We start from the raw sequence: 19,782 nt of genomic DNA, 5'->3' as shown, positions 1-19,782 counted from the left end.
TCGCGGGGGAGGCCCGGATCGCCAGCCTGGCCTCAGACAGCCGCCGGCGCGAGCAGAATCACCAGCGCAACGGCGATGAACAGGATCTTGAGGACCGTGTTGACGACGATCACCTTCGTCCCGAACTCACGGCCCCAGATCCCGTACTGGAAGGGGATCGACCGCTTGAACGTCGAGACGGCGAAGGAGACGATGCCGCCGACGAGCATCGTCGCCACCGCCGCCCGCGCGGTGAAGGTTCCGTTCTCGATCAGCGGCGCGATGAAGACGGCGCCGTTGGTCGTGTCGATGGCGAACACCGCGATGGCCGGGATCGCCGCGCTGGGGAGACCCAGCGCGCCGGTGATCGGTGCGACCGCACTCGCGATCCCCAGCGCGTCCGAACTGCCGAACAGCGCCGCGACGATCGGGTCCCAGTAGGCCACCAGCGTCGCGACCACCAGGTAGACGACGAAGAGTCGGGGGAGGATCTCCCGGACCTTCTCGGCGGTGCTCGCCCCGGCGGCCCGCAATTTCGCGCGGCGGTCGCGTGGTTCCCCACCGTCTGCCTCCGTTCCCGCGGTCTCGTCCACGTCGGCCTCGACGGTCGTGTCGACGTTGCGCTCGGAGAGCAAGAGCGCGCCGGCGAGGACGCCGGTCGCGGTGATCGCCAGCGAGATGAGCGCTCGCGCGCCGACGTACATGACGCCCACCTTCAGCCCGAGGATCGGGATCAACACGGGCGCGTAGAAGGTGAATATGTGCTGGGCGAAGCCGAAGAACGTGTTCATGGTCACGGCGACCAGCGTCGCGCGGTCGTCGAGCAGCCCCGCCTCCCGGTACTCGGCGAGCATGCCGTACCCCGCGGTCGGCGAGGCCGTGGTCGCCAGGATGGCCGTCCCGACCTCCGGCGGGAGGTTCGCCGGCTGTGTCAGCGGCCGGGCGAAGCCCGCGACGTACTCGACCGCGCCGAACTCGACGGCGACGCTGGCAAGCCCCACGCCGAGCGCGACGAAGACCGCGATCGACCCCACGCGGACGAGGACCTCGGCCAGCAACGCCGTCGGCGCCGGCTCCATGTCCCGTCGTTGGGACGTGCGGGCCAAAGCCCTGACTATCCCGCCCTCAGACGACCAGCCCGACGACGAGGAAGAGGACGACCACGCCCAGCACGTCGCAGACGTTGGTGACGACGGGGATCACCACGTCGTCGGGATCGAGCCCGAAGCGGTAGGCCCCGTAGGTCGCGACGAGCGTGACGGCGACCGCCAGGAACGCGAGCACCGCGCCGCTGGCCAGCGCGACGACGACCACCGTGCCCAGGCCCAGCGCCGTCCCGCCGACGACCCGCTGGGCCAGCCACGCGCCCCCGCCGACGAGTGGAAAGAGCGTGAGCGCGAGCGCGACCGTCGCGACCGCGTTGCCCAGCAGGTACTCGTCGTCGGGCTCGAAGGAGAGCAGCCCGAGGTGGAGGACCGTCGACAGCCGGGCGGCCAGGACGCTCCCGAGGTTGCCCGCCATCCCGATGGTCACCGGGACGAGGACGAGCAGCGAAGGGTACCGGAGGAGGGTGCCTTCGAAGGTATCGAGGACGAACCCGCTGGCGAGTTCGATGGCGGTCAACACGAGGAGGATCGGGAGCATCGTCCGCATGATCGCGGCGGGGGTCCAGCGCGTCTCCATCAGAGGCCACCCACCCCCAGGACGATCCGCGTGGCGAGCAGCAGCGTCGCGACGCCGACGACGTCACCCGTCGTGGTGACGACCGGCCCCGCCAGCGTGTCCGGGTTGTAGCCGCGGCGGTAGCCGACGAAGACGACGCTGACGACCGCCGCCGTGAGCAGGAGGCCCGAGACCAGGCCGGCCAGGCCGGCGATGCCGACCAGCGTCGTGAGCGGCGCGACGGGCCGCCCGATGACGCCGAGGACGACGAAGGCAAGCACCGCCGCGAAGAGGCTCACGAGGACGCCGTTGGCGAGGGCGGCCGCCACCGCGCCGCGCAGGCGCTCGTCGCCGCGGTCGAACCGGGGTTCGATCAGCCCCTGGTGGAGGGCGGAGCCCAGGCGCGCACCGAGCGAGCCGTAGACGTTCCCGCGCGTCGCGAGCAGGGCCGGGACGAGCATCAGGAGGCCGGGGACCGCCTGGAGTTCGGCCTCCATCCCGCCGAGGACGACGCCCGCGAAGAGGCCGCCGACCGCGCTCACGGCGAGCACGGGGAGCGCCTCGCGGTAGGCCTCGACGGCGACCTCGCGGACGGTCATTTGCGGGTGCAACGGAGCCCCGGGGTAAAAACCCCTGCAGCCCGAAAGACTGACGCGCCGGCGCACCTATCCTCGACCGTGACTGCCCCCCACGTCCTGTTGACGAACGACGACGGCATCGACGCCCCCGGGCTGGCGGCCCTCTACGAGGAACTCACCGGGGCCGCCGAGGTGACCGTCGTCGCGCCGATGGACAACCAGAGCGGCACCGGCCGGACCCGGACCCACCGCACCACCCGCGAGGAGCACCCCTGGGGCTACGCCATCGACGGCACGCCCGCCGACTGCGTGGCCTACGGCGTCGGCGGCCTCGACGCCGACTTCGACCTCGTCGTCGCCGGCTGCAACCACGGCCCCAACGCCGGCAACTACGTCGTCGGCCGGTCCGGAACCGTGGGCGCCTGCATCGAGGCGGCCTTCCTCGGACTGCCCGGCATCGCCATCTCCGCCTACCACGCCCAGGACTTCTTCGTCCACCCGCCCGAGGAGTACGACTTCGGCCGGCCGGCGAAGGTGGCCCGCGAACTCGTCGTCCGCAGCCAGCACAGCGCGGTCTTCGACGAGGCGGACGTGCTGAACGTCAACGCGCCCGTCGACGTCCCCGAGTCCCCGATGCGCCTGACCGAACCCCACCACGACTACGCGGTCGACGTGGAACACGACGCCAGCGAGCGCGACGAGGTCGACATCGGCAAACCCCGCGAGGGCGACATCGCGCTCCGGGACGTGGTCTGGCCGGGCACCGTCGGCTGGGAGAGCCCGTTCCCGGCCGACGCGGACCTCCAGGATCGCTACCCCGAGGGCTCGGACCGTCGGGCGCTCGTCGAGGGCGAGGTCAGCGTCTCCCCGTTGACCGCCCCCGCGCTGTCGGTCGAGACCGGCGCGATCCAGCAGGTCGTCGACGGGTACAACGACAGTGAGCGCGCCCGAGAGCGCGCCCAGGAGGAGCAGCGCCGCGACGGACAGGCCTGAGCCGTCGCCCCTCGCCCCTGCTCTTATATCGTCGGCCTCACGAGGGGGTTTCTTTACCGGACCGGCATCCTTCCTGTGCAATAGCATGAGAGGACGGGTAGCGAGGGCACGCATCGAGAACCGATCGCCAGCCGACGGGGAGGGCCACTGACCGTGCGCGCCGCGCGCTTTCACGGCCCCGGCGAGGGGCTGGTCGTCGAGGAGGTCCCCCGACCCGAACCGGGGCCCGGCGAGGTCCTGATCGACGTGTCCGCCTGCGGGCTCTGTCACTCCGATCTGCACCTGATGCACGGCGACCTGCCGATCCCGACCCCCCGGACGCTGGGTCACGAGGCCGCCGGGGAGGTCGCGGCGACCGGCCCGGGCGTCGACCACCTCGACCCGGGGACGAGCGCGGTCGTCTTCGGGGGCTGGGGCTGTGGCCACTGCGAGGTCTGCACCCGCGGCGACGATCAACTCTGTAACGTGCTGGAGTGGGCCGGTATCGGCCAGGACGGCGCGCTCGCGGACTTCGTCGTCGTCCCCGACGCCAAGTACGTCCTCCCGACGGAGATCGACCCCGTCGAGGCCGCACCCCTGACCGACGCCGCGTTGACGCCCTATCGGGCGGTCCAGCGCGCCCGCCAGCACCTCTCGCCGACCGACACCCTGCTCGTGGTCGGGATCGGCGGGCTCGGACAGTTCGGCGTCCAGTTCGCCGCGATGACCGGCGCGCAGGTCGTCGCCGCCGATCAGGACGCCGAGAAACTCGCCCTCGCCGAGGACCTCGGTGCGGACGTGACCGTCGACGTGACCCAGGAGTCCATCCAGAGCGCGGTCCGGCGGGTCACCGACGACGGGGCCGACGCCGCCATCGACTTCGTCGGCAAAGACGAGACCTTGCAGGCCTGCGGGAACGCGCTCGGCACGCAGGGGCGGCTCTACATCGTCGGCATCGGCGGCGGGTCCTTCGAGCTCTCCTTCAACCCGCTGGTCGGCAGCGAACTCGTCTGCACGAACGTGTTCTGGGGGAGCATCGACCAGCTCCGGGACGTGCTCGACCTGGCCGAGGCGGGCCGACTGGACGTCGGCGTCGAGCCCGTCGGGTTCGAGGACCTGGCCGCGACCTACGACCGGCTGGAAGCGGGCGACGTGGACCGGCGAGCGGTCCTCGTCCCGGAGTGACGAAAATTAAGTCCCTGGCGCCCCATACTTCGGGTATGATCGAGAAGAACGTCGGCGGCGCGGACCGAAAGGGGCGTGCACTGCTCGCGATCGTTCTGACGGTCGTCGCCGTCACGGCTCTCCAGCGGGGGAATCGAGGCACGGGGATCGTCGCCGGACTCGCCGCGCTCGGGTTCGGGTTCAACGCGACGACCTGTTTCTGCGGGCTGAACGCGGCGCTGGGGGTCGACACGACCGACGGCGAGTAGGGCCGCCGCCGTCGGGTCGGGGTCCCGTCGTCGGGAGGAGAGGTCGGTACATTCTTCCCCGTCGGTCCCGCACGTCCCGAACATGACCGAGTTTACCGTGAGTGGTCGCTGGCAGGCACGCGACGGCTGGGAATCTTTCGAGAAAAGTCTCGAAGCCGAAAACGAGAACGTCGCGGTCGAACACACCTACGCGGAGTTCGGCTCGAAACACGGCCTCAAGCGCACGCAGGTCGAAGTCGAAGAGGTGGCCCAATGAGCCTCGGTGGTGGCGGTGGCGGCCAGCTTCAGCAGCTCGCCGAAGAGATCCAGGCGCTCGAAGAGGAGAAGGAAGCCATCGAGGGCGAGATCGAGGGACTGCAGGCCGAACAGTCCGAGATCGACGAGGCCATCGAGGCCATCCGGACGCTCGACACGGGCGAGACGGTGCAGGTCCCGCTGGGCGGCGACGCGTACGTCCGCGCCGAAGTCCAGGACATCGACGAGATCATCGTCAGCCTCGGCGGCGGCTACGCCGCAGAGCGCGAGCAGGACGACGCCGTCGACACCCTGGAGAACAAGAAAGACACGCTCGACGACCGGATCGAGGAGCTCCGGAGCGAGGTCGCCGAGATCGAGTCCGAGAGCGACGAACTCGAGGAGAAGGCCCAGCAGATGCAACAGCAGCAGATGCAACAGCAGATGTCCCAGATGCAACAGCAGGCCGACGACGACGAGTAAGGGGCCATGTTCGACGGACTGAAAGACAAGCTCAACAGCTTCAAGGAGGACGTCGAGGAGGAGGCCGAACCCGTCGACGAGGACGCGGCCGAGGCCGAATCAGTCGACGAGGCAGCGGCTGCCGAAGCCGAGGCGGAAGCCGCCGAGTCGGCGGCATCTGACGCCGAGTCCACGGCGCCTGCGGACGCCGACGAGCGACCGGAATCCGACCGGGACGCCGAACCGGAGCCGCAGTCGGAGTCCGCCGCCGAGGACGACGGCGGGAGCGACCGCGGCCTGATGGAGCGGGCGAAACTCGCCGCTACGGGCAAAGAGGTCATCGAACTCGAGGACCTCGAGGGCCCGCTCGACGAACTGGAGATGGCGCTGCTCTCCTCGGACGTCGAGCTGAGCGTCGCTCAGGAGATCCTGACGGGGATCCGCGAGAACCTGGAGGGCGAGACGCGCTCGAAGGTCAAGACCACGGGCCTGGTCGTCGAGGAGGCGCTCCGGGACGCGCTGGTCGACGTGATCAGCGTCGGCCAGTTCGACTTCGAGGAGCGGATCGCCGAGGCCGACAAACCCGTGACGATGGTGTTCACCGGCGTCAACGGCGTCGGGAAGACGACCACCATCGCGAAGCTCTCCCAGTGGTTCGACGAGCGGGGCTACTCGACGGTGCTGGCGAACGGCGACACCTACCGCGCCGGCGCGAACGAGCAGCTCCAGCAACACGCCGACGCCCTCGACGAGCGGCTGATCTCCCACGAGCAGGGCTCGGACCCGGCCGCGGTCATCTACGACGCCGTCGAGTACGCCGAGGCCAACGACGTGGACGTGGTGCTGGGTGACACGGCCGGCCGGCTCCACACCAGCAACGACCTGATGGACCAGCTGGAGAAGATCGATCGGGTGATCGAGCCCGACATGACGATCTTCGTCGACGAGGCGGTGGCGGGCCAGGACGCCGTCAACCGCGCGACGGAGTTCGACGACGCCGCCGCGATCGACGGCGCGGTGCTGACCAAGGCCGACGCCGACCCGCAGGGCGGCGCGGCCATCTCCATCGCCCACGTCACCGGGAAACCCATTCTGTTCCTCGGGACCGGTCAGGACTACGACGACCTCGAACCGTTCGACCCCGAGGTCATCGTCGACCGCCTCCTCGGGCACGACGAGGACTGAGCCGCGCTCACTCCTCTGCGCGACGCGTCGAGAGTTCCTCCCAGACCTCCGCACAGCTACGGCCTCGTCGACGTCGGCTCGTGGACCCGCTGCGAGATCCGCACCGTGACGACGGCCGACCCGGTTCCTCCCCCTCGGCGGGTTCGCTCCCGTCAGCCGGACGCTCTCGTCCACGAACCACCGGACTGCGCTATCGGCTACGAACCGCCACAGATCGGCTGAGTTAGACCAGTCTAATTGTCTGATTAGGTAGACACAATTATATACTTGTATCCAATGAAGACTAGCACGATGAACGATCGAAACTCACCCGTCCGTCGGCGCTCGCGGCGGTCGGTGCTCGCCGCGGGCGGGGCGCTATCCGCCGTCGGTCTCGCGGGGTGTTCCGGGCTGTTGACGGCCGCGGAGGGGGAGCGCGCCGACGTGGCGGCGTCCTTCTTCACCTTCTTCGACTTCGCGCGAACGATCACGGCGGAGACGCCCGTCACGGTCGAGAACCTCGTGCCGGTCGGGATGCACGGGCACGGCTGGGAGCCGGACGCGAGCGTCACCCGGGCGATTATCGACGCGGACGTGTTCGTCCACGTCGGCGAGGGGTTCCAGCCCTGGGCCGACCGCGCGATCCGGACGGCCAAAGACGACGGCGCCGACACCGCGTTCGTGAACGTCCGCGACGGGATCGAACTGCTCGACGTCGCCGCCAGTCTCGACGAGGACGAAGCGGTCGCCGACGGCAAGGACCCTCACTTCTGGCTCGACCCGCTTCGGTCGAAGACGGCCGTCGACAACGTCGAGGCGGGGCTCGCGGCCGCGTATCCGAACCACGCGGAGACGTTCGCGGCCAACGCGGACGCGCTGCGGTCGGAACTCGACGTCATCCACGAGGAGTACCGGGCGGTGTTCGCCGACCCGCCGCGCGATCAGGTGGTGCTGGCCGCACACAACGCCTTCCAGTACCTCGGCGCGCGGTACGACGTGGCGATGAACCCCCTCGTGTTCAACCTCGCTGCCGAGGGCGACGTGCCGCCGGAGGCGATCACCCGTGCGGCGAGGCTCGTCGCCGAGAACGACATCGAGTACATCGCGGCGGCGGTGTTCGAATCCCACCGACCGGCGAGGCAGTTGATCGAGGAGACGCGAGTGAAGCAGTACTACCCGGTGACGCCGTACGCCGGCACGCTCGAGCAGTGGGTGGAACGCGGGTGGGGCTACGCCGAGATCGCCCGGCGGATCAACATGCCCACCTTCGAGATCGTGCTCGGGAAGACCCCACCAGCCGAGACCGTCCACGCCGACTACGACGGGGGGACCGAGTCGCTATGACGGTCCTCGACCTCGACGGCGTGACCTTCGGCTACGGGCCGACGCCGGCGGTCGAAGACGTCTCGGTCTCCGTCTCGGACGGCGAGTTCCTCGGCGTCGTCGGCCCCAACGGCTCGGGGAAGAGCACGCTCCTGGCGCTCATGCTGGGCCTCCGCGAACCCGACGCGGGGTCGGTGCGGCTGTTCGGCGAACCCGCCCACTCCTTTTCGGACGGGACGCGCGTGGGCTACGTCGCCCAGGACGTCCGGGAGTCGGCCACGGACATGCCGATCACCGTTCGGGAGGTGGTCCTGATGGGCCGCTACCCCCACGTCGGCTTCGGTCGGCTCAGAGAGCGGGACCGGACCGCCACCCGAGAGGCGCTGGAGCGGGTCGGTATCGCGGACCTCGCGGATCGACGGATCGGGCGACTCTCCGGTGGGCAGCGCCAGCGAGCGTTCATCGCGCGCGCGCTCGCCGGCGACGCTGACCTCCTCGCGCTCGACGAACCCGCCGTCGGCGTGGACGCAGAGTCCCGCGAGGCGTTCTACGACCTGCTGTCGGCCCTCCACGCCGACGGCCTGACCGTCGTCCTCGTCGATCACGACCTCGGCGTCGTCAGCGAGCGGGCCGAGACGGTCGCCTGTCTGAACCGCCGGCTCCGGTACTACGGCGACCCGGCAGAATTCCGGGAAAGCGACACCATCGCGCGGGTCTACGGCGCGCGACCGCAGGTCTCGGGGACGACGCCATGACCCGGAACTCGTCCGGTCCGGAGGTGTCGCCGTGCTCGAACTGATCGAGGGCATGCTCGGCTACGGGTTCATGCGCCGGGCGTTCGTCGTCGGGCTCTGCATCGGCGTGATGGCCCCGCTGATCGGGACCTTCCTCGTTCACCGCCAGCTGGCGCTCATCGGGGACACGCTGGCCCACACCGCCTTCGCCGGCGTCGCCGTCGGCCTCTTCCTCAACGGCGTCCTCGAACTGGGGGTCTCGCCGTATCTCACCGCGACGGTGGTCGCCGTCCTGGCCGCGCTCTGCATCGAGCTCATCTCCGAGGTGACCGATGCGTACAACGACGTCTCGATGGCGATCGTCCTCTCGACGGGCTTCGCGCTCGGGACCGTCCTCATCAGCCTGAACGCGGGCGGGCTCGCCGTCGGCATCAACCAGTACCTCTTCGGCAACCTCTCGACCGTGACGAGCGAGAACATGCGGCTCATGCTGGTGCTGTTCGCACTGGTCGTCGGCGTCGTCGCCGTTACCCACAAGCAGCTGCTGTTCGTCACCTTCGACGAGACCGCCGCGCGGGTCGCCGGCCTGCCCGTCGCCTGGTACAACCGCGTGATGGTCATGCTGACCGCGCTCGTCGTCGTCGGCGCGATGCAGATCATGGGCGTCATCCTCGTCGCCGCGATGCTCGTGGTGCCCGTCGCCGCGGCCACCCAACTGGCCGACAGCTTCCGGGCCTCGCTCCTGGCCGCCGTCGTCCTCGCCGAACTCGCGGTCGTGCTCGGCATCACGCTGGCGTACCTCTCGTCGGCGACCGCCGGCGGCGTCATCGTGCTCGTGAGCGTCCTCCTGTACGTCGTCTCGGTCACCGTCGGCAAACTCCTCGCACGCTCGGGCGCGGGCGAGGCGGAACCGGTCGACGCCACGCCCGCGGACTGAGGCTCCCGGCTGGCCGCGACCGTCGATCGACGATTCCCGGGACTGCAGCAGGGTCCCGGGCCGGCGACCACAGAAAAAGGCTTTACCGCCTGGCCGGTCTACCCCAGGTAACTAATCATGGTGCTCGACGATCTTGGGAGTTCGCTCCGGGGGACGCTGAACGACCTCCGGGGGAAGTCCCGCATCGACGCAGACGACGTGGAAGCCGTCGTCAAGGAGATCCAGCGCTCGCTGTTGCAGGCCGACGTGGACACGAGCCTGGTGATGGAGCTGTCGGACAACATCGAGACCCGGGCGCTCGAGGAGGAACCGCCAAGCAGCACGTCAGCGCGGGACTGGGTCCTCCGCGTCGTCTACGAGGAGATGGTCGAACTCGTCGGCGACTCCACCGAGTTGCCCCTCGAAGAGCAGACCATCCTCCTCGCGGGTCTCTACGGGTCGGGGAAGACCACCACGGCCGCGAAGATGGCCTGGTGGTTCTCGAAGAAGGGCCTGCGCCCGGCGGTCATCCAGACCGACACCGACCGCCCCGGGGCGTACGACCAGGCCAAGCAGATGGCCGAGAACGCCGAGGTGGACTTTTACGGCGACCCCGACGCCGACGACCCCGTCGAGATCGCCGAGGCCGGCCTCGAAGCCACCGAGGAGGCCGACGTCCGGATCGTGGACACCGCGGGCCGTGACGGCCTGAACGAGGAACTGATCGCTCAGATCGAGCGCATCGACGAGGCCGTCGACCCCGACCGGAACCTGCTGGTGATCGACGCCGCGATGGGCCAGTCCGCCAAGGACCAGGCCCAGGAGTTCGAGTCGGCAATCGGCATCGAGGGCGTCGCGATCACGAAACTCGACGGGACGGCGAAAGGTGGCGGTGCGCTGGCGGCCGTCAACGAGACCGGCTCCTCGATCGCCTTCCTCGGGACCGGCGAGACGGTCCAGGACATCGAGCGGTTCGAGCCGTCGGGGTTCATCTCCCGGCTGCTCGGGATGGGCGACCTGAAACAGCTGACAGAGCGCGTCGAGCGCGCGATGGAGGAGACCCAGGACGAGGAGGACTGGGACCCCGAACAGCTCATGGAGGGGGAGTTCACCCTCCGGGACATGCGCCACCAGATGAAGGCCATGGACAACATGGGGCCGCTCGATCAGGTGATGGACATGATCCCCGGCATGGGTGGCGGGCTGATGGACCAGTTGCCCGACAACGCCATGGACGTCACCAAAGACCGGATGCGAAGCTTCGAGGTCATCATGGACTCGATGACCGACGACGAACTCGAACACCCCCGCTCGATCGGCCAGAGCCAGGTCAAACGGATCGCGAAGGGCTCGGGCACCAGTGAAGACCGCGTCCGCGAACTGCTCGAACAGCACAAGATGATGGCCAAGACGCTCAACCAGTTCCAGGGGATGGGCGATGCGGACATGGAGCGGATGATGAAGCAGATGCAGCAGGGCGGTGGCGGCGGCCCCGGCGGCCCCGGCGGAATGGGCGGTATGGGCGGCGGTGGCGGTCCGTTCGGCGACTGAATCAGCGCTCGGCGAGTCGCGTGTCGAGTGACGTCGACAGACCCAGTCGATCCGTGAGGTCCCACATCGTCGCGCTATTGCTCGAAATCACCGGGACGTCGAGCGCCGCCTCAAGTTCGGAGAGGGCCGGGACGGTGCGGTAGTTCGTACAGGAGACGAAGACGGCGTCCACGGAGTGAGCGGAGGGAACGGCCGACTCGACCTGCTCTCTGGCGTCCGCGGCGGTCAACTCGCCGATCTCGGTGTTGGCGACGAGTCCCCGGCCGTCGAGGCTGGCGACCTCGAACCCCGAGTCGACCAGATACTCCCGTTCCCGCTCGTTCAGCTCCGAGGCGTAGGGCGTGACGACGGCGACCGTCTCGGCGTCGAGCGCGGCGAGGGCGCGTTTCACCGACAGGGCCGTCGCGACGGCCGGCGCGCCGGCCGCCTCGGACAGCCGCGCCTCCAGTTCCTCGTCGAAGCCGGTGCCGTGCAGGAGACTTCCGGTGGTGCAGGCGTAGGCGATCCCGTCGACGGCGGCGTGGGAGAGCAGTTCCGCGGCGCGTTCGGCACCGCCTGCCATCTCGTCGAGGTCGTCGACGGTCACGTCCTCGAGCGGCATCCGGGCGGCGTGGACGGTGCTCTCTTCGGGAGCCATCGCCCGGAAATCCGGTTCTACCGTCGTGTTCGAGGAGGGGACGACGAGGCCGAGACGGGTGGTCATTCGCTCACCTTCCCGTCGCGGCGGTCGTCTTCTCGTGCCTCCCCGGATCGGTCGTCGGGGTCGCCGTGACCGCCGCCACCGGGCGTGCGGATGGTCACGGTCGCGCCGGCGCTCACGTCGACCGATGCCTTCGAGGGAACCGATTCGCCGTCGACGAGGTTCTCGCCCATCGCGCCGTCCTCGCCGCCGTCGACGCCGGCGGGCGCGGTGCGGCGACGTTCGGTGAGCAGGGAGACGGTCGCGTCGGTCTCGACCGTGACCGAGCGTTCGAGTCCGAGTCCGCCACGGTGTTTCCCGTCGCCGCCGCTTCCCGACCGGAGGGCGTACCGCTCGACGCGGAGCGGGTACTCGGTCTCCATCGACTCGACCGGGGTGTTCAGCGTGTTCGTCATCCCGACCTGGACGCCGTCCATGCCGTCCCTGGTGGGTCGGGCGCCGAACCCGCCGCCGATGGTCTCGTAGTAGGTGAACTCGCCCTCGCGGTCGCCGATGATGAGGTTGTTCATCGTCCCCTGGCCGCCCGCGGGGACCCGCTCGGGGATGGCCTCGGCCAGCGCCGCGAGGGTCACGTCGGTCACCCGCTGGCTGGTCTCGACGTTGCCGCCGACGACCGCGGCCGGGGGCCTCGGGTTGAGGACCGTCCCCTCGGGTGCCGAGACGGTCACCGGTTCGTAGCAGCCGTGATTCGACGGGATCTCCGGGTCGGTGACCGCCCGGACGACGAAGTAGACCGCGCTCTTTCCGACCGAGAGCGGCGCGTTGAGGTTGCCGGCCACCTGCGCGGCGGTGCCCGCGAAGTCGACGTCGATCGTCGACCCGTCGATCGTGACCGTCACCTCGATCGGGATGTCCTCGTCCGTCACGCCGTCGCCTTCGAGCACGTCGTGGGCGCGGTACTCCCCGTCGGGCAGGTCGGCGATCTCGGACTCGACGCGGGCCCGCGAGTAGTCGACGACGGCGTCGAACGCGTCCAGCAGCAGCGAGCCGTGGTCGTCGAGCAGTTCGCCGATCCGCTGTTCGGCCCGCTCGTTGGCGGCGCGCTGGGCCCGGAGGTCCGCCCGGCGCTCGTCGGGCGTCCTGACGTTGGCCAGCAACACGTCCAGCACCGCCTCGTTCAGGTCGCCGCCGTCGACGAGGCGTACGGCCGGCAGGCGGAGCCCCTCCTCGTAGATCTCCCTGGCGCCCGGGGGCATGCTGCCGGGTGCGCTGCCGCCCACGTCGGCGTGGTGGGCGCGCGAGACCGCGAACCCGATCACGTCGTCCTCGGGCGCGATGGTCGAGACGAGCGTGATGTCGGGGAGGTGCGTCCCGCCCGCGAAGGGGTCGTTGACGATGAACACGTCGCCCGGTTTCGGGTCGTCGTCGATGATCGCGTCGACGGCGTCGGGCATCGCGCCGAGGTGGACCGGGATGTGTTCGGCCTGTGCGACCATCTTCCCGTCGGCGTCGAACAGGGCGGTCGAACAGTCCTGTCGCTCCTTGATGTTCGGCGAGTACGCGCCGGTGATGAGGACGTGCCCCATCTCCTCGGCGATGCTCTCTAGCTGGTTCCGCAGGATTTCCAGCGTCACGGGGTCGATGTCGTCGGTCATCGTTCGGTCACCTCGGAGACGAGGGCGCCGTCGTCACGGATCCGCACGTCCCAGTGCGGGGGAACGACGACCGTGCTCTCGTCCTGTTCGACGATCGCCGGGCCACCCAGGGTTCGTCCGGGCTGGAGCCGCGACCGGTCGTACACCGGCGTCTCGTAGACGCCGTCCTCGAAGGTCGCGTCCCGTGCTCCCTTCAGCGGGTCGCCCGTCGCGGCGTAGTCGATGGCCGGTACGTCGCGGTCGACCGTCGCCGTCACGCGGCAGTTGACCAGGTGGACCGGCTCGTCCATCCGGTAGCCGTACGCGACCTCGTGGGACTCCTCGAACCGGTCCCGGGCGGCCACGGGGTCGAACGAGTCGCCGACCTCGACGGCGAGTTCGAAGCTCTGGCCGGCGTATCGCAGGTCGGCCGAGTACGTCACAGTCGCCCGCTCTGGGTCGCTGATCTCGGCCAGCACCTCGTCGGCCAGGTCGTCGTAGATTCCCTCGACGGCATCGGGGTCGACGGCGTCGAGCGGGCGCTGGTAGGTCCGGACCGCGTCCTGTTTCTCGTCGGCGGCCAGCAGGCCGTACGCGGAGAGGACACCCGAGGCCCGCGGCACGACTACCCGCTCCATGTCGAGGCTGCTCGCGATGGAGACGGCGTGCATCGGGCCGGCACCGCCGAAGGCGACGAGGCCGAACTTCCGGGGGTCGTAGCCGCGCTCGACCGTGACCGACCGGATCGCGCGAGTCATGTTGGCGTTGGCGACACGGTAGACGCCCCGGGCCGCCTCGACCGGATCGTCCATCCCCGCCCGTTCGGCCAGGTCGGCCATCGCGTCGTGGGCCGCCGCCTCGTCGAGGGATAGCTCCCCGCCGAGACTGGTACTCGACCCGATGTATCCGAGGACGAGGTTGGCGTCCGTCACGGTCGGCTCGGTGCCGCCGCGACCGTAACAGGCCGGTCCAGGCTCCGCGCCGGCCGATCGGGGGCCGATGCGGAGGGCCCCGCCGGAGTCGACCCACGCGATCGAGCCGCCGCCGGCACCGACCGTCTCGATGTCGACCAGCGGCGTCCTGATCGGCCGGTCGTTGATCTCGCCGTCGGTCGTCCGCTCGACCTCGCCGTCGCGCACCAGGCTGACGTCGCTGGAAGTGCCACCCATGTCGAACGTGACGAGTCGCGCCGGGTCGTCGTCGGCGGTGGACGCCATCTCGTTCGCGCCGACGACGCCCGCGGCCGGGCCCGAGAGCGTCGTCAGGACGGCGTTCCGTCGCACGGTCTCGGCGTCCGTGATGCCGCCGTTGGCCTGCATGATTCGGGGTTCGGGCAGTCCGGCGTCGGTGGCTCGCTGCGAGAGGTGGCCGACGTACCGGTCGATGGCGGGTCGCAGGTACGCGTCGACGACGGTCGTCGAGGTCCGCTCGTACTCCCGGAACTCCGCCAGCACCTCGTGGGACGCGGAGACGGGCACGTCCAGTTCCTCGCGGAGGATCCGGGCGACCGCCTGCTCGTTCTCGGGGTGGGCGTAGGCGTGCAGCAGCGAGACGGCGACGGCCTCGGCGTCGTCCACCCGGATCGCGTCAGCGACGTCGCGGATCTCGTCCTCGTCGACCGGCCGCTCGACGCCTTCGGTCGTCGTCCGCTCGTCGACCTCGTATCGCCGGCGACGGGGGACCAGCGGGGCGGGCTTCTCCGCGTCGAGATCGTAGAGGGCGGGCCGGTCCTGCCGGCCGATCTCCAGTACGTCCCTGAACCCGGCGGTCGTCACGAGCGCCGTCTTCGCCCCCGACTCCTCCAGGAGCGCGTTCAGCGACACGGTCATCGCGTGTGAGAACGCCTCGATCTCCCCGGGGTCGATGCCCGCCTCGGCACAGGCCTTCTCGATCCCGGCCATGACGCCGTCGCTCTGATCCGCCGTACTCGGAACCTTGGCCGTGACGAGGTCGCCGTCGACCAGCAACGTCACGTCGGTGAAGGTCCCGCCGACGTCGACGCCCACGACTCTGTCGCTCATCTAGAGCACCCCGGATACACTCAGGAGCGTTCGAAGGCCCAGCCAGACCACGATGATCGTCACGATGGCCCCGAGCGCGTTCGCGACCGGGCCGTTCGTGTACTCGCCGAGGAGGTCGGTCTGGTTCATCGCGTAGATGAGGAAGATGGCGACGATGGGGAGGAGAATGCCGTTGACGACCTGCGCGAAGACGATGATCTGGACCGGACTCCCGCCCAGCAGGACCGACAGGACGCCGACGGCCAGGATCGTCCCCCAGACCGCGCGGAACCGCGGACTCTTGAGGTCGGAATCCCAGCCCAGCGCGCCCGTCGTCGCCCACGCGCCGGCCAGCGGCGCGGTCGTCGCGCTCGTGAAGCCCGCGGCGAACAGCCCGATGCTGAAGAAGATCTTCGCGTACGAGCCCGCCAGCGGTTCGAGTTGCTGGGCCATCTGCCCGACGTCGTCGAGTTCGGTCCCGAGCGGGAACGCGGCCGCCGCGGTGATCATGATCGTGATCGTGATGAACCCGCCGACCGCGATAGAGAGAATCGTGTCGGTGCGTGACGCCGGGAGGTCACCCGGCCCGGACCACCGCTCCTGGACGTTGCTCGCGTGCAGGAAGAGGTTGTAGCCGACGATCGTCGTCCCGATCAGGCCCGTGATGAGGTACAGCGATCCCTCGGGGATGCCCGGGACGAACCCGCCCGCGATCGCCCCGAGGTCGGGACCGATCAGGATCGCCGACGCGACGAAGGAAAACGCCATGATGGCGACGAGCGCGACCAGCGCCCGCTCGATCAGTTTGTACTTGCCGGTGAACAGCAGGGCCCCGGCGACGAGCCCCATCACGACGCCCCAGATCGTCGAACTCACGCCGGTGATCGTCGCCAGCCCGGCGGCGCCGCCGAGGATGTTCCCGGCCTCGTAGGCCGCGGTCCCGACGCCGATCGCACCGACGACGAGGAAGATGGCCAGGTACTCGATCGCCGGATTGTCGAACCGGTTCCGGAGCGCCTCGCCGAGCCCCTCGCCCGAGACCAGCCCGAGCCGGGCCGACATCTCCTGGAGGACGATGGTCGCGACGATCGAGAACGCGATCGTCCACAGCAGGGCGTACCCGAGCCGAGCACCGGTGACACTCGCTGTCGTTACCGTCCCCGGGCCGATGAACGCCGCCGCCACCATCGCCCCAGGTCCGATCGTTTTGAATCGCTGAACAATGTCCATGGTTTCGTATTGAGACCTGTTGCCACGATATCTATCACCAATCAAAAGGATTGTTGAGATCTGTGTGCATCATGGACATCGGCTGTATGATCGCGAACGATGACGACATCACTCTTCACACTCTTTCAGTAATACTTTCGAGACGCTCTCCTCGATCTCGACCTCGAAGGGCAGGTCGCCGATGCTCCCCTGGATGAACCGCGTCATGAACCAGCGGACCGATTCGGAGGGGAAGACGACCTGATAGCTGTCCCCGTGGGTCTCCCGGACCGTCAGGAACCCGCAGAAAGAGAGCCACTCGAGGATCTCCCCCAGCGAATCGAACCGCTGGGCGTACTCCTGTGTGTGGTAGTCCGCGACCCGGTCGACGGTCGCCAGAAACTCCGGGTCCGGCCCGTCCTCGCCCTCCACGTTGTCCAGAAAGGCGTGGAGCAGGTCGACGTCGAGCAACACGTGTTCGCCCGTGGTCAGCAGCTGATAGTACGTCTGGAGGTCGTCGCTGTTGCTCGCCCGCGCCGACTCGAAGTTCGCTGCGTAGAAGGAGATCGCGCCTCGGATGACCTCGCTGCGGTTCTCCTCTGTCCGTTCGGTGAGCTCTTCCAGCGCCGACTGTGCCTCCTCCGTGAGTGATACCGTAACACGATCGCCAGTCATGCTGGTACTCAGTCCCGAGAGCGGCATAAACGTTGCAGACCGCCAGCGAGCGTGGTGTCGACGAATCGGCTGGATTGGTGCCGAACACGAGCGATTCGAGCCTCGCTGCTCACGGCTCACATCGCTCTCACGGGCTCCGCCCGTTCGAGTCGAGGTCGAAGACCTCGCGTTCCCCGCTCGCTTGCAACGAGACTCTCACTTCGTCGCCGGCGCTTCGCGCCGGCTGCTCGAGGGATCTCCGATCCCTCGCTGCTCGAGTCTCGCTACTCACGGCTCACTCCGTTCGCCGTTCGTAATTGCCGAGGGCTCGCTTCGCTCGCCCTCGCTACCCCTCGAACCGGAAGACACCATCCTCCTGCACGACCTCGCCGTCGACCTCGATCCGCGAGTCCTCCGACATATCCACGATCATGTCGACGTGCTGGGCGCTCTGGTTCTGCTCGTTGTCCTCGCCGACCGTCTCCTCGTAGGCCCGGCCGACGGCCATGTGGACGGTGTCGCCCATCTTCTCGTCGAACAGCATGTTGTACGTGAACCGGTCGATGTCGCGGTTCATCCCGATACCGAGTTCCCCCAGTCGCTTCGCGCCGGGATCGGTCTCCAGGATGGATTCGAGGACTTCCTCGTTCTTCTCGGCGTCGTACTCGACGACCTCGCCGTCCTCGAAGACGAGGCGGGCACCGAGGACCTCCCGCCCGTTCTGGTACACGGGTTTGTCGAAGAGGACCTCGCCCTCCACGGAGTCGGGGACCGGCGCGGTGAACACCTCACCGCCCGGCAAATTGTGCGTGTTCGTGTCGTTGAGCGCGTGGTTGCCGGCGACGGACATGGTCACGTCCGTCGTGTCGCCGGAGACGATCCGGACTTCCTCGCCGTCTTCGAGAATCTCGACCATGTGGTCCTGGAACTCCTCCTGGGCGTCCCAGTCTTTGAGGATCGAGTCGTAGACGAAGTTCTCGTAGGCCTCCGTGCTCATTTCGGCGAGCTGGGCGTTGGCGGGCGTCGGGTGCTGGGTGAGCGTCCAGCGGTCGGTGAGCCGCTCGTTCAGGATCGGGCTGTGGGCCTGCTGGTACTCCGCGGAGGTGTCGCTGTCGACGTCGTCCATCTCGGTGACGTTCTCGTTGGCCCGGATGACGACGTGACAGTCGGCCTCCTCGACCAGCGCCTGCTCGTGCCCGGGCGTCTCGAACTCGACGCCGGCCTGATCGGCCGACCGAAGGTAGCCACGGATGGCCCGGCCGCTCCGGTTGGTCCGGAGCGTGACTGGGTTGGCGCCGCGGTCGCCGGCGAGTTCGTACAGCGCGACGATCAGGTCGTCGGCGGTCGGTTCCGCCTTGATGACCAGGTCGTCGCCCTCGCCGAGGTCGACGGCGTCTGCGAGCATCTGGGCGTGTTCGCGGATGCGTGGGTCCATGTCACGGCCCAGGGTCGGTCGTCGGTAATCGGTTTCGCTTTCTCCGGACCGTTCGGGCGGTTCGGGTCGGGCTACTGCTTTCCTTTCCCCTCGTTCAGCCCCTCCTTCATCGCCGTCGCGGTCCGGCGGAAGAACAGGTAGACGAGGAAGACGAACCCGAGCATGACGGCGACCATCCCCCAGAGTACGAAATCGGCCATGTCCCGGGATACCCGCTGCGGCGGCAAAACGGTTTCCCACTGCCGGGTATCGCGTGACCGAACGTGACAAAGTTCATGCCGGTCGGTGCCATAGCCGGCGAACGATGTCGTTGCTGCCCTCCGAACCCGACACCGCCGCGGCCGATGAGGCCGAGCCGCGCGTCATCGGCGTCGACTCCGAGGACGCCGACGACGTGCTCTCGGCGCTGACCTCCGAGACGGCCCGGACCGTGCTGTCGGAACTCCACGACGACCCCGCCCCGCCCGCCGCCCTCGCCGACCGCGTCGACACCTCCCTCCAGAACGTCCAGTACCACCTGGAGAAACTGGAAGACGCCGGTGCGATCGAGGTGATCGACCAGATCTACTCCGAGAAGGGCCGCGAGATGAACGTCTACGCCCCCGCCGACCGCCCGCTGGTCATCATGGCCGGCGGCGACGAGGAACAACAATCCAGCCTCCGGACCGCGCTCTCGCGCTTTCTGGGGAGTCTGGGAATCGTCGCGCTCGCCAGCCTCGCCGTCCAGGCGGCCTTCGGCACCGGCGGCCCCCTCGGTCCGCCCGGCGGCGAGGGAAGCGGGGACCCCGACACCGGCGCGGCCCCGGCCGCCGGCAACGAGAGCGGTACGGAATCGACGCCGACAGCCGAGTCACGGGACGCGACGCCGACCGACGACGGCGGAGGGATGGAGATCGCCGAGGCCGACCCGTCCCAGACCCCCACCGAGGCTGCCGACGAGACCACCGTGGAGGCCGTGACCGAGGCCGCCCGGACGACGGCCGACGCGGCGACGGACGCGGCGGCCGATGGCGCCGCCGACGCCGTCCTGTCGCTCCCGCCGGGCCTGCTCTTCTTCCTCGGTGGCATGACCGCGCTGCTGGTCGTCGGCGGCGTCTGGTACCTCACGGACTGAGCGTCGGCGGCGGGGTCAAGCGGTCGCAGTCTCCGGGTTCGGTCGTTCACTAAAATGCCCGTTTGACCTTACGCCGGCTACTTTTGGG

20 protein-coding genes and 1 pseudogene are annotated in these 19,782 nt (G+C 69.1%); 11 read left to right on the top strand and 10 right to left on the bottom strand.

Translation table 11 applies throughout. The annotated features are described in order from the left end of the window. Positions 1-32 precede the first annotated feature (32 nt). Genes U5918_RS08330 through U5918_RS08320 form a run of 3 tightly spaced genes read right to left on the bottom strand, consistent with a single transcriptional unit; the run spans position 33 to position 2,240 of the window. Positions 33-1,058: a nucleoside recognition protein gene (locus U5918_RS08330; protein ID WP_336000850.1), complete on the bottom strand. Its 1,026-nt coding sequence runs from the start codon at positions 1,056-1,058 to the stop codon at positions 33-35. Positions 1,059-1,104: 46 nt separating this feature from the next. Continuing rightward, on the bottom strand, positions 1,105-1,662 hold the full coding sequence (locus U5918_RS08325) for a magnesium transporter (RefSeq protein WP_336000848.1): 558 nt from the start codon (positions 1,660-1,662) through the stop codon (positions 1,105-1,107). After that, the gene (locus U5918_RS08320) at positions 1,662-2,240 is read right to left on the bottom strand and encodes a magnesium transporter (RefSeq protein ID WP_336000847.1); all 579 of its coding nucleotides are present in this window, start codon (positions 2,238-2,240) and stop codon (positions 1,662-1,664) included. The genes U5918_RS08325 and U5918_RS08320 overlap by 1 nt, the downstream gene beginning before the upstream one ends. Before the next feature lie 78 nt (positions 2,241-2,318). Here U5918_RS08320 and surE point away from each other — a divergent pair, with 78 nt between their 5' ends. The 10 genes and pseudogenes from surE (at position 2,319) to U5918_RS08270 (ending at position 11,008) form a co-directional block, all read left to right on the top strand. Next, positions 2,319-3,212, top strand: coding sequence for a 5'/3'-nucleotidase SurE (surE, locus tag U5918_RS08315; protein WP_336000846.1), 894 nt, complete (start codon positions 2,319-2,321; stop codon positions 3,210-3,212). A gap of 153 nt (positions 3,213-3,365) precedes the next feature. Continuing rightward, positions 3,366-4,376 (top strand): NAD(P)-dependent alcohol dehydrogenase, encoded by a 1,011-nt coding sequence (locus U5918_RS08310; protein ID WP_336000845.1) that lies wholly within the window; start codon positions 3,366-3,368, stop codon positions 4,374-4,376. A gap of 35 nt (positions 4,377-4,411) precedes the next feature. Next, positions 4,412-4,624, top strand: coding sequence for a YgaP family membrane protein (locus U5918_RS08305; RefSeq protein ID WP_336000844.1), 213 nt, complete (start codon positions 4,412-4,414; stop codon positions 4,622-4,624). A gap of 82 nt (positions 4,625-4,706) precedes the next feature. After that, the gene (rpl18a, locus tag U5918_RS08300; RefSeq protein ID WP_336000842.1) at positions 4,707-4,880 is read left to right on the top strand and encodes a 50S ribosomal protein L18Ae; all 174 of its coding nucleotides are present in this window, start codon (positions 4,707-4,709) and stop codon (positions 4,878-4,880) included. Then, a complete protein-coding gene (pfdA, locus tag U5918_RS08295) occupies positions 4,877-5,341 on the top strand; it encodes a prefoldin subunit alpha (RefSeq protein WP_336000841.1) in 465 nt (154 codons plus the stop codon). The genes rpl18a and pfdA overlap by 4 nt, the downstream gene beginning before the upstream one ends. A 6-nt stretch (positions 5,342-5,347) precedes the next feature. Continuing rightward, complete coding sequence (ftsY, locus tag U5918_RS08290; RefSeq protein ID WP_336000839.1) at positions 5,348-6,505, top strand: signal recognition particle-docking protein FtsY; 1,158 nt, start codon at positions 5,348-5,350, stop codon at positions 6,503-6,505. 291 nt (positions 6,506-6,796) lie between these two features. Next, positions 6,797-7,828 carry a metal ABC transporter substrate-binding protein gene (locus U5918_RS08285; protein WP_336000837.1) on the top strand — a complete coding sequence of 344 codons (1,032 nt, stop codon included), beginning with the start codon at positions 6,797-6,799 and terminating at the stop codon, positions 7,826-7,828. Then, positions 7,825-8,562, top strand: coding sequence for a metal ABC transporter ATP-binding protein (locus U5918_RS08280; protein ID WP_336000835.1), 738 nt, complete (start codon positions 7,825-7,827; stop codon positions 8,560-8,562). The genes U5918_RS08285 and U5918_RS08280 overlap by 4 nt, the downstream gene beginning before the upstream one ends. Before the next feature lie 49 nt (positions 8,563-8,611). Beyond that, positions 8,612-9,478 (top strand): annotated as a pseudogene (locus U5918_RS08275) (metal ABC transporter permease); the annotation flags it as partial. A gap of 117 nt (positions 9,479-9,595) precedes the next feature. Beyond that, positions 9,596-11,008 (top strand): signal recognition particle protein Srp54, encoded by a 1,413-nt coding sequence (locus U5918_RS08270; protein WP_336000833.1) that lies wholly within the window; start codon positions 9,596-9,598, stop codon positions 11,006-11,008. A 1-nt stretch (position 11,009) separates the two neighbouring features. Here U5918_RS08270 and U5918_RS08265 read toward each other — a convergent pair whose 3' ends face one another. The 7 genes from U5918_RS08265 to U5918_RS08235 all read right to left on the bottom strand — a co-directional run bounded on the left by U5918_RS08265 (position 11,010) and on the right by U5918_RS08235 (position 18,780). After that, positions 11,010-11,711 carry a maleate cis-trans isomerase family protein gene (locus U5918_RS08265; protein WP_336000832.1) on the bottom strand — a complete coding sequence of 234 codons (702 nt, stop codon included), beginning with the start codon at positions 11,709-11,711 and terminating at the stop codon, positions 11,010-11,012. Then, on the bottom strand, positions 11,708-13,303 hold the full coding sequence (locus tag U5918_RS08260) for a hydantoinase B/oxoprolinase family protein (RefSeq protein WP_336000831.1): 1,596 nt from the start codon (positions 13,301-13,303) through the stop codon (positions 11,708-11,710). The genes U5918_RS08265 and U5918_RS08260 overlap by 4 nt, the downstream gene beginning before the upstream one ends. Next, complete coding sequence (locus U5918_RS08255) at positions 13,300-15,303, bottom strand: hydantoinase/oxoprolinase family protein (protein ID WP_336000830.1); 2,004 nt, start codon at positions 15,301-15,303, stop codon at positions 13,300-13,302. Before U5918_RS08255 ends, U5918_RS08260 begins: the two co-directional genes overlap by 4 nt. Then, entirely contained in the window at positions 15,304-16,512 is a 1,209-nt protein-coding gene (locus tag U5918_RS08250; RefSeq protein WP_336000828.1) for an Nramp family divalent metal transporter, read from the bottom strand. A 108-nt stretch (positions 16,513-16,620) separates the two neighbouring features. Next, on the bottom strand, positions 16,621-17,166 hold the full coding sequence (locus tag U5918_RS08245) for a ribbon-helix-helix protein, CopG family (RefSeq protein WP_336000827.1): 546 nt from the start codon (positions 17,164-17,166) through the stop codon (positions 16,621-16,623). A 325-nt stretch (positions 17,167-17,491) separates the two neighbouring features. Further along, on the bottom strand, positions 17,492-18,580 hold the full coding sequence (locus U5918_RS08240) for an aminopeptidase (protein ID WP_336000826.1): 1,089 nt from the start codon (positions 18,578-18,580) through the stop codon (positions 17,492-17,494). Positions 18,581-18,651: 71 nt separating this feature from the next. Next, entirely contained in the window at positions 18,652-18,780 is a 129-nt protein-coding gene (locus U5918_RS08235; protein WP_336000824.1) for a DUF7859 family protein, read from the bottom strand. Positions 18,781-18,884: 104 nt separating this feature from the next. Between U5918_RS08235 and U5918_RS08230 the strand changes: the two genes are divergently transcribed. Further along, positions 18,885-19,694: an ArsR/SmtB family transcription factor gene (locus U5918_RS08230; RefSeq protein WP_336000820.1), complete on the top strand. Its 810-nt coding sequence runs from the start codon at positions 18,885-18,887 to the stop codon at positions 19,692-19,694. The last annotated feature ends 88 nt before the right edge of the window (positions 19,695-19,782 follow it).

It is taken from the genome of Halorientalis sp. LT38 (assembly GCF_037031225.1).
Taxonomy (GTDB): domain Archaea; phylum Halobacteriota; class Halobacteria; order Halobacteriales; family Haloarculaceae; genus Halorientalis; species Halorientalis halophila.
This window is presented reverse-complemented; position numbering and strand designations above follow the sequence as displayed.